The following is a 12,793-nucleotide window of genomic DNA, read 5'->3' on the forward strand; positions in this document are numbered from 1 at the left end:
CACTCAAGTAATTTCTTATTTGTCCGATAATTTGCATATATAAAATACATTTATGTGTTAGCTTGTTTCATACATTTGGATGATTATCAATCTCAGGGGCATTACCACTTAGTATGCAGGATCATGATTTCTTCACCTGGCGACGGAGCATGCTGTTACGCTTTCAGGAAATGGCGGCGGCAGAGGATGTCTATAACGAATTACAACATCAGACGCAGCACTTAGAGTTCGACTTTTATGCGCTCTGTGTCCGTCATCCCGTACCCTTTACCCGACCTAAAACGGTACTTCATACGACGTATCCCAAAGCATGGGTCGCACATTATCAATCAGAAAATTATTTCGCTATCGATCCGGTACTGAAACCCGAAAACTTCAGTCAGGGCCACTTACCGTGGGATGATACCTTGTTCCGTGACGCACAGCCGTTGTGGGACGCCGCGCGTAATCACGGTCTGCGCAAGGGGATGACGCAGTGCTTGATGTTGCCAAACCGGGCACTAGGCTTTTTGTCTGTGTCTCGCGCAAGTTTGCGTAATGGCCGCTTTGCGCAGGATGAAGTCGAGCTCAGGATGCAACTGCTGGTACGAGAAAGTCTGTCAGTACTTATGCGGCTGGAAGATGACATGGTCATGGCGCCGGAGATGCGTTTTAGTAAGCGCGAAAAAGAGATTCTGAAATGGACCGCTGAGGGGAAAACCTCTTCCGAGATAGCAATGATTCTGTCGATCTCTGAAAATACCGTTAACTTTCATCAGAAGAATATGCAGAAGAAGTTTAACGCGCCAAACAAAACACAGATTGCCTGTTATGCTGCCGCAACGGGGCTTATCTGAATAAAATGTCGTTCTGAGTGTCAGACGCAAAACCGGCTGAGAGCATCGCTGTCAGCCGGTTTCTTATCACTGACGATAGGCCTGTTTAATTTGTTTAACAGTGCTGGTAAATACCGCGGCCTGTGTTTCGTCCTCAATCAGCGCGATCTGTTTTTCCATTTTAAGAATCACGCGTCCTGCATCGGCTTGTCCCATTGCCTGCAGCATCAGCGTTAACATGGCCTTCAGGCAGGTGACTTCATTAGCCAGTTCTTGATTATTCTCAGCAGTGGAAAAATCAGGCGTACTCATTTATTTTCCTCGTTATGTTTCAATGAAAAAGTGCGATGGCAAACGTCAAGGCGGCGGAGTATACCATAAGCTCGGCTAAAAATATCTGAGGTTGTTTTTTGCGCAAACAAAACCCAATGAGATTAAAATAAACAAGATGTTGCAGTGCATATATTTTCTCCACTCTTTGTTTATTCCGAGTATTTTACTCGTTAATTATTGTTACAAGCTTACCTTCCTATTTAGCATTCGGCGTAAGAATATGAATTTTTTGTCACTATTCTGAAACAGCTATGCAGATATAACCGCTGGCAAAAGCCCTTCAGCCATGAAAGTTTCCACGGTTCGTACAATCTAATTTCCAAAAACGAGAGCAAAATCGAAAGTCGGGTGTTTTTTAGATTTCAAAGTTGAGATAAAACCCGTTAACATAGGACCGATTAACTATCGGTAGCGTTATCCCTATTCTGGAGATATTCCTTTGATCAACGTTTTTCTTGTTGATGACCACGAACTGGTGCGCGCAGGGATACGACGCATTCTGGAAGATATAAAAGGCATTAAAGTTGTCGGCGAGGCGTGCTGCGGCGAAGATGCGGTCAAATGGTGCCGCGCTAACGCCGTCGATGTTGTGCTGATGGACATGAATATGCCCGGTATTGGCGGTCTGGAGGCAACCCGCAAAATTGCGCGTTCCTCGGCTGACATTAAAGTGATCATGTTGACTGTTCATACCGAAAACCCGCTGCCGGCAAAAGTTATGCAGGCGGGAGCCGCGGGCTATCTCAGTAAGGGGGCAGCCCCTCAGGAAGTCGTGAGTGCGATTCGTTCGGTTTTTTCCGGACAGCGCTACATTGCTTCCGATATTGCTCAACAAATGGCGCTTAGCCAGATTGAGCCAGAGAAAACGGAAACCCCGTTTGCCAGTTTGTCTGAACGCGAGTTGCAGATTATGCTGATGATCACCAAAGGCCAGAAGGTCAATGAGATCTCAGAGCAACTGAATCTTAGTCCCAAAACAGTGAACAGCTATCGCTATCGAATGTTCAGTAAATTAAACATTCATGGTGATGTGGAGCTGACTCACCTGGCAATTCGCCATGGCCTGTGTAATGCGGAGACATTAACAAGCCTGTGACCGATCAGTTCGATGCTAAAGCGTTTCTGAAAACTGTGACCAGCCAGCCTGGCGTCTATCGTATGTACGATACCGCCGGGACGGTTATCTATGTCGGTAAAGCGAAAGACCTGAAAAAACGGCTCTCCAGCTATTTCCGCAGCAACCTCGCGTCGCGTAAAACCGAAGCTCTGGTGGCACAAATTCAGCAGATTGATGTCACGGTGACGCACACCGAAACTGAAGCATTATTGCTTGAGCACAATTACATCAAGCTGTATCAACCGCGCTATAACGTATTACTGCGCGACGATAAATCCTATCCCTTTATTTTCCTGAGTGGCGATACCCATCCGCGTCTGGCGACGCATCGCGGTGCGAAGCATGCTAAAGGTGAATACTTTGGACCATTTCCTAACGGTTATGCCGTCCGTGAAACACTGGCGCTGTTGCAGAAAATTTTCCCAATACGTCAGTGCGAAAATAGCGTTTATCGCAACCGTTCACGCCCCTGTTTGCAATATCAGATTGGCCGTTGCCTTGGGCCATGCGTCGCCGGCCTGGTGAGTGAAGAAGAGTACGCGCAGCAGGTTGACTATGTACGGCTGTTTTTATCCGGCAAAGACGATCAGGTGTTAACGCAACTGATCGCCCGGATGGAGAAGGCCAGTCAGAACCTTGAGTTTGAAGAGGCCGCGCGTATCCGCGACCAAATTCAGGCGGTTCGCCGTGTCACTGAAAAACAGTTTGTTTCCAATACTGGCGACGATCTGGATGTCATCGGCGTGGCATTTGATGCCGGGATGGCCTGCGTACACGTCTTGTTCATTCGTCAGGGCAAAGTGTTAGGCAGTCGCAGCTATTTTCCTAAAGTGCCAGGGGGAACGGAGCTGGGCGAGGTGGTTGAAACCTTCGTTGGGCAGTTCTATTTACAGGGTAGCCAGGTGCGTACCTTGCCTGGTGAGATCCTGCTCGATTTCAATCTTAGCGATAAGACGCTGTTGGCTGACTCTTTGTCTGAGCTAGCCGGGAGGAAGATTAACGTCCAGACGAAGCCGCGAGGCGATCGCGCCCGATATCTGAAGCTGGCGCGTACTAATGCGGCTACGGCGTTAACCACCAAACTTTCCCAGCAGTCCACGATTACCCAACGTCTGACGGCGCTGGCATCCGTGCTGAAACTGCCTGCGGTGAAACGCATGGAGTGTTTTGACATTAGCCACACGATGGGGGAGCAGACTGTTGCCTCCTGCGTGGTTTTTGACGCTAACGGGCCGCTGCGCGCAGAGTATCGTCGCTATAACATTACGGGTATTACGCCGGGTGATGATTACGCGGCGATGAACCAGGTGCTACGTCGGCGTTACGGTAAGGCAATAGAAGAAAGTAAGATCCCGGATGTTATTTTGATCGACGGTGGTAAAGGCCAGCTAGGGCAGGCGAAAGCGGTTTTTGCTGAACTGGACGTGTCCTGGGATAAACAGCACCCTCTGTTGCTGGGGGTGGCAAAAGGGGCAGATCGCAAAGCCGGCCTGGAAACTCTGTTCTTTGAACCGGAAGGTGAGGGGTTTAGCCTGCCGCCGGATTCCCCTGCGTTGCACGTGATTCAGCATATCCGCGATGAGTCTCACGATCACGCCATCAGTGGACACCGTAAAAAACGGGCGAAGGTGAAAAGCACCAGCACGCTGGAAACCATCGAAGGCGTTGGACCTAAGCGCCGACAAATGTTGCTGAAGTATATGGGGGGTTTGCAAGGGCTTCGTAACGCCAGTGTCGAAGAAATTGCAAAAGTGCCGGGTATTTCGCAAGCTCTGGCAGAAAAGATCTTCTACTCGTTGAAACATTAGGCCCTCTGTAGCAACATAGGGGTAATTTCACTGACAACAGATAGTTATCCGTCATATGCAATTTAATATCCCTACATTGCTCACGCTGTTTCGCGTCATTCTGATCCCATTCTTTGTATTGGCGTTTTATCTGCCATTCACCTGGGCTCCCTTCGTTTGTGCGCTGATTTTCTGTATCGCAGCCGTTACCGACTGGTTTGACGGTTTTCTGGCGCGCCGCTGGAACCAAAGCACACGTTTCGGTGCGTTCCTCGATCCGGTGGCAGATAAGGTCCTGGTGGCTATCGCGATGGTGCTGGTGACGGAGCACTACCACAGCTGGTGGGTGACATTGCCTGCCGCCACGATGATCGCGCGTGAAATTATCATTTCAGCACTGCGTGAATGGATGGCAGAACTTGGCAAGCGTAGTAGCGTGGCGGTGTCGTGGATCGGTAAAGTCAAAACGACATCGCAAATGGCGGCACTGGCATGGCTGCTGTGGCGTCCAAATATCTGGGTAGAGTATGCCGGGATTGCACTTTTCTTTGTCGCCGCGATTCTGACTTTATGGTCAATGTTCCAGTATTTGAGCGCTGCACGGGGAGATTTGCTTGATCAGTGATCGTTTCGCCGCAAATTTCAGCAAACGATCGTCAGTGGTGAAAAATATCGTTGACTCATTGCGTCAGGTAAGTAGAATGCAACGCATCGAACGGCAGCACTGATTGCCAGACGATAACAAAATCAAGTGATTAACAAAGTTACTTGGTGATGCGGGAATAGCTCAGTTGGTAGAGCACGACCTTGCCAAGGTCGGGGTCGCGAGTTCGAGTCTCGTTTCCCGCTCCAAATTTAAAACATCGGCATTTGCGGGTGTTTGGCTGAAAGCCAGAAGATTTCGGCGCGTTAGCAAAGCGGTTATGTAGCGGATTGCAAATCCGTCTAGTCCGGTTCGACTCCGGAACGCGCCTCCAATTTCTTCCCGAGCCCGGATGGTGGAATCGGTAGACACAAGGGATTTAAAATCCCTCGGCGTTCGCGCTGTGTGGGTTCAAGTCCCACTCCGGGTACCATGGGAAAGAATAGAATAATCAAAGCAATAAGCAGTGTCGTGAAACCACCTCCGGGTGGTTTTTTTGTGCCTGAGATTTACTGACAGCAAGTAGCTTGTGTCGCAATACCCCTCCAGTAAAGCCAAACCGCTAAAATGCCCAATTCACCAACATGATTTAGCCCATTCGTTTATCGGCGTATAGGCGTGCTCAGCATAAACCCTCCCCGGGCCGGGTTGTTCATGAACCCATCACGTGCGGGGTTATCGCTGTGGTTCTGAAAACCGCTCATTATGAGGGGATCGTTAATGCCATCCTGAATCGCAAAGGGTCTGTGGATCCGGTTACGGGCTCTGAACGTAAACGCAAAATCATCTGCTCCGCCAATCACGATAACGCCATTGCCGGCAGCTAACGCAGCACTCAACTCTTGCTCTCTTTGAGCCTGACTTTGCAATGTACCGGCTGCAACAGATGAAGATGCCAACAGCAGTAGTGCAAGGACGGCGCATGAAAATACCTGTGGCAGTTTCATGATAAATACTCACAAATAATATGGCTATTAAAGTATAGCGTTTGATGACGCTCTTATCCGGGCGCTAAACAACCATTTTCTGGCAGCTGAGGCGGTGATTCTGGGGGGCCTGGCCGGTGTAATTAAGCACTATAATAAAAACAGCTCACAGGTGATTATGCCTGTTCGTAGCACAGGCAGGTGCCGCAGATTTTTCACCCCATAGGGGAGAGAGAAGGCGATGGCTGACTATCAGTTTTCCACACTCTGGCGGGTTGAGGCTTCACTGCAGGATGTCTGGGATGTTTTCTCACACCCGGATCAGTGGCCAGAATGGTGGAGCAGCCTTGAGCGTGTTGTTGAGATCAAGAAAGGCGATATACAGGGGGTCGGAGCGTTACATCGTTACACCTGGAAGGGCGTGCTTCCGTATCGTTTAACCGTTGATATCAATGTATTAAATATTTCGCAGTACTCTCTTCTTGAAGGTGCTGCCAGCGGCGAGGTTGAAGGGCGCGGGGTATGGTCTTTTATTGATACCGGTAGTGAAACTATTGTCAGGTACGACTGGAATGTACGAACCACGATTCGCTGGATGAATATACTTGCCCCACTGGCGGCACCGGTATTTCGTTGGAACCACGATACGGTAATGCGCGAGGGGGCGAAGGGATTAGCCCGTAAACTTGGCACCCATGTGTATATATCTTGATTCAGAGCCTATCCCATTAGGGCTATTTTGCTTGCCATTTCGACGCGGGCAGTGCTCAAACTGTTTGCGCCAATGACGTCTGCTGGAATAGGTTCTTAGTCCTCTGTTCTCAGAGGCAGTTTTATCCCTGAAAGTTAAAAATCCCGCCGTTGCTAACTAACAATGCGGCAATTTCATTTAACGTGTTGTCGAATGCCGCGGCATTTTGCAGTCCTGCGTTATGCAGCAGTTCTAAATTCTCACGCGATGCGTTATCCAGCGTTGGATCGGCACCATATAATTCGGGTTGAAGCCTGTAATATTTCGCGTTTTTTACCGTTGAGGCGATTTGTTGTAAATAGTAGGCAGTCATCTGCGGGCCACCTTCGAGCGCGATATCGATAGCAGGTTTCGCCCAGCCAAAGGGTCCCCAGTCTTTAACCTCTGAATATGAATAACCCTGCAGCTTTTTACCGGTACCCAGAGAGACAATGATCATGTCTTTGATGCCAGCGACGTTTGAAAACTTAATCGCCTCGGAATAAGCACACAGTGCTGGATCATTTGCCACGACACCACCATCGACCAGAACATACTTTTGCGGTAATGGGGGAAGTGAGTAAATACGTGCTGCTTCGAAGTACGTTGGTGCTGCGGATGTACCACGTAAAACATCTCGGACCAGAAAATCCCGTTTTTTGGCTACGGCAGAGTGTTGTTTGAAGATCACCGGAAGACGACTGCTGACATCATAAGCAACAAAGCAGGTTGGTTTTAATAATTCACTCAGTTTTGTATCACCGAAGGCTGTTTTTAATACTCGTTCCAGTTCCGTTGCCGAGTATTTTTCATCACTTACACCGCCTAATGAGCTGATGGTTTTCCAAATGCCGACGTCAAAAATCTCATCGCCGTCCTGAAGATAGAAGTTGACGGCTTCCTGAGCGGAAAATTTGGGGTTTCCTGTCGCGTCGGGACACACATAGGCAGAACAGAGGATGGCGCCAGTACTGGTGCCTGCGACTAAATCGAAGTAATCAGCGATTCTTGCTGTCGGTTTTTTTGCTCTATCTTGTAACTTCTTTTCCAGTGCGACTAATAGCATACCTGGCAGGATGCCTCTGATGCCACCGCCATCAATAGACAGTATTCTCATCGCCATTTTGACTTCCTCTCAGTGTATGAAACATGAAAGCGGGAGACTACATGTGAAGTGCCTGCGTTTAAATATAGACAGGTTTTCGGCGGTGTTTCCTTAATAAGAATGAGGGATCTTCATGTCGTCATTACTGTACTTTCTCGCCGGTAAGTGGCTTAATGGCGGCCACATAGTTTCTTATTTCATTCACAGTTAACAGGTCTGTTATTGATGAATAACCTCCATCGACTCGCCTTTTTATGTCAGCGTCTGTCTGCTGTGATGATCGCCTACGGTTTGTTATTCCGCCGCCGCTCAACTCTCATAACATGGACAGACAGCAATGCAACGTCGACAATTTCTCAAAAATAGCGTTCTCCTTTCCGCCGCCGGTTTAGTCGGCCCTTCGGTTGTTAGCCGGACGGTACAGGCTGCTGAGCCTGCAATCATGCCGGTGGCACGTCGGCGCTTTGTGCTATCGCAAACGTATAAGCTCAACCCACCAAAGGGTTCAAGTGGTGTCGTGAAGTTGTGGATCCCTTTGCCAGTCGATACCGCATTCCAGCAAATGATAAACCTTGCTTTTAGCGGCAATTATAAGCAGGCGTATGTCACAACCAACAATGTCTATGGCGCAAAAACGTTGTTTGCCAGTTGGCCTGACTCGCAGGGAGAACTGCTGATCAAGGTTGATATCGACATTGAGACAGCTGATTGGGAACCGCTGCAGCATGACGCGTTAAAAAACTGGCAAGCACCGGAACAGATTACTTACCCGCTGGATGCAAAACCATATTTGTTACCAACAACGCACACCCCGATTGATGGGCTGGTCCTGGAAACAGCGCGTAAAATTACCGGTAATGAACAAGACCCGCTGAAAAAAGCTCGCCTGATTTACGAGTGGGTGAGCAGTCATATGGAGCGTGATAATGACGTTATCGGCTGCGGAACCGGGGATGTCGCGGAGATTTTAAAAAGCGGGAAGCTTAAGGGCAAATGCACCGACATGAGCTCTGTTTTTGTCGCCCTGGCCCGAGCCAGCGGCATTCCTGCACGTGAATTGTTCGGGATTCGTCTGGGGAAAGCAAACAAGCTGGAGCGTTACTCAAAAAGTGCTTTTGGCAAAGCCGACAGTGCAGGTGTTGCCGATGTAAGCGGGGGGCAGCACTGCCGCGCGGAGTTCTACCTGGCTGGCTACGGCTGGCTACCGTGTGATCCGGCCGATGTGACCAAAATGCGTCTGGCAGAGAAAAAAACACATCAGGATGCGGACGTCCAGGCGGTGAATTCCTATCTGTTTGGCAACTGGGAAATGAACTGGGTTGGCTTCAACTATGGTCGTGACTTTGAACTGTACCCGGCTACTGAGCAGGGCGCGATGAACAACTTTGGTTATCCGTATGCTGAAGTCGACGGTGACCCCATCAATTTCTATGACCCGAAAGCGTTCTCTTACCGCTATGTCGCAACAGAACAACGCTAAAGGGGCGGGATTGACCCTGCTGACGGCCGCCGCGGCTGCCGTCACGGCTGGCTTATGTTGCGTCGGACCACTGCTGTATCTGCTGTTTGGTATTTCGGCGGCGAGCTTTGCCGTGTTCACTCAGTTTGAGTTTCTGCGCATTCCCCTGATGTTGCTGTCCTTAGGGCTATTGTTGCGCGTTTTCTGGCGGCTCTACTTTTCTAAAAAACTATGGTGTTCCGGATGGCTGTCCCTGAAGCAAGCGCGCGTTCTTTACTGGTGTGCGTTGGCGCTGATTCTGCCGGTGTTGTTTTACCCCACGATCGTGGCCTGGTTTTATGAGGTGTTTGAGTGAAGATTATTACGTTAATCGCATGTTTACTGTTGCCATTGTGGACTCAGGCTGCCAATCAGAAAGTGGTGCTGGATATCCAAAATATGACCTGCTCGTTATGTGTCATTTCGGTCAACCAGGCGCTACGTGAAACGGATGGGGTGATTAAAGCCAAATCTTCGCTCAAAACCCGGCAGGCAGAAGCTATCGTCCCCGAGGGATTTTCTACCGATACGCTCCTTAACGCGGTGGCGAAAACGGGGTATACCGCAACGTTGAACCGTATTGAGCCACAATAAACCACCTTCGGGTGGTTTTGTTCTGTTTTCCGCGTATGATGCCCGGCGGCTGATGCTCCCTTTTGTGCGTTAACTACCGGAATTCCCCTCGTTTCCTGTTAACCTGAATTGACGGTACCTGTAAGCCGCTCATGCCCATTTGGATCTGATATCCCACCAGCCATGTAAGATAATCACAGGCAAGAATTTTTACTAAGGAAAAGCGTTATGAAAACAGGACCACTAAACGAGAGCGAACTGGAATGGCTGGATGATGTACTGACTAAGTACAATACGGACAAGTCTATTCTGGATGTGTCAGAGCTGGATGGCTTACTGACGGCGGTGCTCAGCTCACCGTATGAGATCGAGCCGGAGCAGTGGCTGGTCGCTATCTGGGGCGGTGCGCAGTATGTTCCGCGCTGGTCCTCCGAAAAAGAAATGGCGCGTTTCATGAATCTGGCGTTCCAGCATATGGCGGATACGGCCGATCGTCTGGATGAGTTCCCGGAGCAGTTTGAACCGCTGTTCGGCCTGCGTGAAATTGAAGAACATGAGCTGACTATCGTAGAAGAGTGGTGCTTTGGCTATATGCGAGGCGTCGCGTTGTCGGATTGGTCAACGCTACCTGATTCACTGAAACCCGCTCTCGATGCGATTGCGCTACACGGGACAGAAGAAAACTTCGAGGTGGTGGAGAAGCTGACGCCAGAGGCATTTGAAGAGAGCGTGGATGCCATTCGTCTGGCGGCTCTGGATCTGCACGCTTACTGGATGGCGCATCCGCAGGAAGCACCGGTTAACGTCCCGGTAAAAGTTGAAGCCAAAGTGGGGCGCAACGACCCATGCCCGTGCGGCAGTGGTAAAAAATATAAACAGTGCTGTCTGCATTAAAAGAGAGGGGCGTAAGCCCCTTTTACTTTACAGAGCCAATAGTAGGCCTGATAAGCGTAGCGCCATCAGGCAAAATCTTCGTTAACCCACTTCAGGCAGCAGCCCTGCGGCTATAGAAAATTGCACTGCTATCACCACGATGCCGCAAATAAAGACCAGCGCCAGCGCCGGCGTGCCACCCATTACGCGGTAGTTTGCCTGCGGGTTGTGTTTTCTGCTCCGCCAGGCCAGCATGGAAGGGATCAACAGAGCCAAAACGGCCAGGGCAACGCCTGCATATCCCAGCGCCATGACAAAACCTCGCGGGTAGAAAAGAGCAAATGCCAGCGGTGGCAGGAACGTCACGACACCAGTTTGCATTCTGCCGGCCACAGTATTACGGCGCTGAAAGAGATCCGCCAGGTAATCAAATAACCCCAGTGCCACACCGAGGAAAGAGGTTGCCAGTGCGAGGTCGGCAAACAGATGCACGGCCAGTTCGACGTGCGGTGAAGCCACGACTTCACGTAATGCCTGTAACAAACCGTTTAAGCCAGCGTGATTGGCTAAAAGTCCCATAAACGTTGACGAGTTAATGCTACCGAGCGTGGCCAGTTGCCAGAAAATATAGGCCACTAACGGGATGGCGCTACCGCTGATAAACACCCAGCGCAGTTTACGGATGTTGCCGTTCATGTAGCTGACGATGCTGGGTACGCTACCGTGAAAACCAAATGAGGTAAAAATAACCGGGATCGCGGAGAGTGCCAGGCCTTGTTGAAGAGGCAGGGTAAGCAGGTTCACCTTATGAATATGCGGCATCAACAGCGCGAGCATTGCCACCAGGAAGATGATTTTGGCGCTAAACAACAGACGATTGAACAAATCAACCAGTGAGGTCCCGACGCACACCACGCCACCGGCAACAAAGGTGAACAGCAATACGCCTGTGGTGGGCGAGATGCTGGTTCCGGTCCAGTCACTGATGCTGGAGGCCAATAGCTCGCCTGCACCACTGATGTAGGCGGCGGTCAGGGCATACATCAAGAACATCATGCTAAAGCCCGTTACCCACTGCCCGTATCGGCCAAGATAGCGTTTTGCCAGTGTGCCAAGCCCGGTGTCTGCCGGTACATGCTGGTACACTTCAAGCAGCAACAGCGCGGTGTAGCACATCAGGGCCCATAGCCCAACCAACAATACCAGCGTGACGCTAAACCCCACGCCTGCCGCCGCCAGCGGCATTGCCAACATACCGGCACCAATCGTGGTTCCCGCCACGATAAAAATACTACCCAGGGTTCTGTTTTTCACGCTTTCCTCTGTCCCAGAGATAATCAACGGTTATATCTGCGGCGCAGGTTAAGGCATAACGCTATTTTCGTCAAATCACCGTTACAAGTGCTGTATATTAATGTTTACATATGCTGAGGCTTAAGATGTATTAAAAATGATATTTATCTGCTCTCTGCCCGCATAAACCTGCGTTAGCGCAAAGCAGCGTTGTGCGGTTCACATTAGGCTACGGGCTTTATTGAGGAGGTAGTATGGAATCTATTCACGGTCACGAAGTGCTCAACATGATGATTGAATCTGGTGAGCAGTATTCACATGCCAGCCTTGAGGCGGCGATTACCGCGCGGTTTGGTGAGCAGGCACGTTTTCACACCTGTTCAGCAGAAGGCATGACGGCGGGCGAGTTGGTCGCATTTTTAGCGGCGAAGGGGAAGTTTATTGCCAAAGAAGACGGCTTCTCTACGCATGAAAGCAAGATCTGCCGCCACTAAGATTCTCGAATAACGGTGGCAAACTGCCACCGTTACCCAACAACATTAATTCTGTGTATCTAGGGTTGCCAGTTCTTTATCGATGAAATAAAGACCTTCGCCACTTTTACCGGCCAGCGATAACTTATCGATGACAGATTTAAATAATTTCTCTTCTTCATGCTGCTCAGCAACATACCATTGCAGGAAATTAAAGGTCGGATAATCCTGGTGGGTCATTGCCGCATGCGCCAGTTCATTAATTTTCTGGGTGATCAATTGTTCGTGCTCATAGGTTACACGGAACAGTTCATCCAGCGAGGCATATTCTGCAAACGGTGAAGAAACAGTATTAATACGCGGCAGGCTGCCGGTATCCGTCAGGTAATCGAACAGACGCTGCATATGCGTCATTTCTTCCTGGGCGTGACGACGCAGAAACGCGGCCGCACCTTCGAAGCTGTGATAGCTGCACCACGCACTCATCTGTTGGTAGAGCAGGGATGAATATAATTCAAGATTCATTTGCTCATTCAGTTTATCGATCATTTCTGTTTTCAGCATGGTTCTGCTCCACGAACGTTATTATATATTGACGTGGCGCCACTATAATTTGTTATTTAATTA

Annotated in this window: 16 protein-coding genes and 3 tRNA genes; 13 read left to right on the top strand and 6 right to left on the bottom strand. The window is 49.8% G+C overall.

Features of this window, described 5'->3' with window-relative positions; all coding sequences use genetic code 11:
- The first annotated feature begins 113 nt into the window (after positions 1-113).
- On the top strand, positions 114-836 hold the full coding sequence (gene sdiA, locus NNN64_RS21310; RefSeq protein ID WP_137381532.1) for a transcriptional regulator SdiA: 723 nt from the start codon (positions 114-116) through the stop codon (positions 834-836).
- A gap of 66 nt (positions 837-902) precedes the next feature.
- Here sdiA and NNN64_RS21315 read toward each other — a convergent pair whose 3' ends face one another.
- Positions 903-1,127, bottom strand: a complete 225-nt coding sequence (locus NNN64_RS21315; protein WP_005127733.1) for a DUF2594 family protein — start codon at positions 1,125-1,127, stop codon at positions 903-905.
- A gap of 19 nt (positions 1,128-1,146) precedes the next feature.
- Positions 1,147-1,194 carry a hypothetical protein gene (locus NNN64_RS23420; protein ID WP_418222342.1) on the bottom strand — a complete coding sequence of 16 codons (48 nt, stop codon included), beginning with the start codon at positions 1,192-1,194 and terminating at the stop codon, positions 1,147-1,149.
- Positions 1,195-1,587: 393 nt separating this feature from the next.
- Between NNN64_RS23420 and uvrY the strand changes: the two genes are divergently transcribed.
- The 6 genes from uvrY to NNN64_RS21350 all read left to right on the top strand — a co-directional run bounded on the left by uvrY (position 1,588) and on the right by NNN64_RS21350 (position 5,128).
- Positions 1,588-2,244, top strand: coding sequence for a UvrY/SirA/GacA family response regulator transcription factor (gene uvrY, locus NNN64_RS21325; RefSeq protein WP_137381533.1), 657 nt, complete (start codon positions 1,588-1,590; stop codon positions 2,242-2,244).
- Positions 2,241-4,073 carry an excinuclease ABC subunit UvrC gene (uvrC, locus tag NNN64_RS21330; protein ID WP_271442692.1) on the top strand — a complete coding sequence of 611 codons (1,833 nt, stop codon included), beginning with the start codon at positions 2,241-2,243 and terminating at the stop codon, positions 4,071-4,073. The genes uvrY and uvrC overlap by 4 nt, the downstream gene beginning before the upstream one ends.
- Before the next feature lie 55 nt (positions 4,074-4,128).
- Entirely contained in the window at positions 4,129-4,677 is a 549-nt protein-coding gene (gene pgsA, locus NNN64_RS21335; RefSeq protein ID WP_003030490.1) for a CDP-diacylglycerol--glycerol-3-phosphate 3-phosphatidyltransferase, read from the top strand.
- 151 nt (positions 4,678-4,828) lie between these two features.
- Positions 4,829-4,904 (top strand) — tRNA-Gly (locus NNN64_RS21340).
- 51 nt (positions 4,905-4,955) lie between these two features.
- A tRNA-Cys gene (locus tag NNN64_RS21345) sits at positions 4,956-5,029 on the top strand.
- Positions 5,030-5,041: 12 nt separating this feature from the next.
- Positions 5,042-5,128, top strand: a tRNA-Leu gene (locus NNN64_RS21350).
- Positions 5,129-5,297: 169 nt separating this feature from the next.
- Here NNN64_RS21350 and NNN64_RS21355 read toward each other — a convergent pair.
- On the bottom strand, positions 5,298-5,642 hold the full coding sequence (locus tag NNN64_RS21355) for a hypothetical protein (protein ID WP_271442693.1): 345 nt from the start codon (positions 5,640-5,642) through the stop codon (positions 5,298-5,300).
- A gap of 220 nt (positions 5,643-5,862) precedes the next feature.
- Between NNN64_RS21355 and NNN64_RS21360 the strand changes: the two genes are divergently transcribed.
- Positions 5,863-6,333 carry an SRPBCC family protein gene (locus NNN64_RS21360; RefSeq protein ID WP_271442694.1) on the top strand — a complete coding sequence of 157 codons (471 nt, stop codon included), beginning with the start codon at positions 5,863-5,865 and terminating at the stop codon, positions 6,331-6,333.
- A 121-nt stretch (positions 6,334-6,454) separates the two neighbouring features.
- Here NNN64_RS21360 and NNN64_RS21365 read toward each other — a convergent pair whose 3' ends face one another.
- Positions 6,455-7,474, bottom strand: coding sequence for a patatin-like phospholipase family protein (locus NNN64_RS21365; RefSeq protein ID WP_271442695.1), 1,020 nt, complete (start codon positions 7,472-7,474; stop codon positions 6,455-6,457).
- 319 nt (positions 7,475-7,793) lie between these two features.
- On the opposite strand from NNN64_RS21365, the gene NNN64_RS21370 reads away from it, so the two are divergent.
- The 4 genes from NNN64_RS21370 (at position 7,794) to NNN64_RS21385 (ending at position 10,421) form a co-directional block, all read left to right on the top strand.
- Positions 7,794-8,936, top strand: coding sequence for a transglutaminase-like domain-containing protein (locus NNN64_RS21370; protein WP_271442696.1), 1,143 nt, complete (start codon positions 7,794-7,796; stop codon positions 8,934-8,936).
- Complete coding sequence (locus tag NNN64_RS21375; protein WP_202038371.1) at positions 8,914-9,270, top strand: mercuric transporter MerT family protein; 357 nt, start codon at positions 8,914-8,916, stop codon at positions 9,268-9,270. The genes NNN64_RS21370 and NNN64_RS21375 overlap by 23 nt, the downstream gene beginning before the upstream one ends.
- A complete protein-coding gene (locus NNN64_RS21380) occupies positions 9,267-9,548 on the top strand; it encodes a heavy-metal-associated domain-containing protein (RefSeq protein ID WP_048211334.1) in 282 nt (93 codons plus the stop codon). Before NNN64_RS21375 ends, NNN64_RS21380 begins: the two co-directional genes overlap by 4 nt.
- Positions 9,549-9,755: 207 nt before the next feature.
- On the top strand, positions 9,756-10,421 hold the full coding sequence (locus NNN64_RS21385; protein WP_271442698.1) for a YecA/YgfB family protein: 666 nt from the start codon (positions 9,756-9,758) through the stop codon (positions 10,419-10,421).
- Between the two features lie 81 nt (positions 10,422-10,502).
- On the opposite strand, the gene tyrP is transcribed toward NNN64_RS21385, so the two are convergent.
- Complete coding sequence (gene tyrP, locus NNN64_RS21390; RefSeq protein WP_202038372.1) at positions 10,503-11,714, bottom strand: tyrosine transporter TyrP; 1,212 nt, start codon at positions 11,712-11,714, stop codon at positions 10,503-10,505.
- Between the two features lie 233 nt (positions 11,715-11,947).
- Here tyrP and NNN64_RS21395 point away from each other — a divergent pair, with 233 nt between their 5' ends.
- On the top strand, positions 11,948-12,187 hold the full coding sequence (locus NNN64_RS21395; RefSeq protein WP_005127720.1) for a YecH family metal-binding protein: 240 nt from the start codon (positions 11,948-11,950) through the stop codon (positions 12,185-12,187).
- 45 nt (positions 12,188-12,232) lie between these two features.
- Here NNN64_RS21395 and ftnA read toward each other — a convergent pair whose 3' ends face one another.
- Positions 12,233-12,730, bottom strand: coding sequence for a non-heme ferritin (gene ftnA, locus NNN64_RS21400; protein WP_005127719.1), 498 nt, complete (start codon positions 12,728-12,730; stop codon positions 12,233-12,235).
- Between the last annotated feature and the right edge of the window lie 63 nt (positions 12,731-12,793).

The organism is Citrobacter sp. Igbk 14 (genome assembly GCF_028069825.1).
Taxonomy (GTDB): domain Bacteria; phylum Pseudomonadota; class Gammaproteobacteria; order Enterobacterales; family Enterobacteriaceae; genus Citrobacter.

Coding starts and splice junctions, on each gene's coding strand:
- NNN64_RS21385 (WP_271442698.1), top strand. CDS start 9,756: ATGAAAACAGGACCACTAAACGAGAGCGAACTGGAATGGCTGGATGAT.
- NNN64_RS21375 (WP_202038371.1), top strand. CDS start 8,914: ATGTCGCAACAGAACAACGCTAAAGGGGCGGGATTGACCCTGCTGACG.
- NNN64_RS21365 (WP_271442695.1), bottom strand. CDS start 7,474: ATGGCGATGAGAATACTGTCTATTGATGGCGGTGGCATCAGAGGCATC.
- NNN64_RS21370 (WP_271442696.1), top strand. CDS start 7,794: ATGCAACGTCGACAATTTCTCAAAAATAGCGTTCTCCTTTCCGCCGCC.
- ftnA (WP_005127719.1), bottom strand. CDS start 12,730: ATGCTGAAAACAGAAATGATCGATAAACTGAATGAGCAAATGAATCTT.
- NNN64_RS21355 (WP_271442693.1), bottom strand. CDS start 5,642: ATGAAACTGCCACAGGTATTTTCATGCGCCGTCCTTGCACTACTGCTG.
- NNN64_RS21315 (WP_005127733.1), bottom strand. CDS start 1,127: ATGAGTACGCCTGATTTTTCCACTGCTGAGAATAATCAAGAACTGGCT.
- NNN64_RS21360 (WP_271442694.1), top strand. CDS start 5,863: ATGGCTGACTATCAGTTTTCCACACTCTGGCGGGTTGAGGCTTCACTG.
- sdiA (WP_137381532.1), top strand. CDS start 114: ATGCAGGATCATGATTTCTTCACCTGGCGACGGAGCATGCTGTTACGC.
- NNN64_RS21395 (WP_005127720.1), top strand. CDS start 11,948: ATGGAATCTATTCACGGTCACGAAGTGCTCAACATGATGATTGAATCT.
- pgsA (WP_003030490.1), top strand. CDS start 4,129: ATGCAATTTAATATCCCTACATTGCTCACGCTGTTTCGCGTCATTCTG.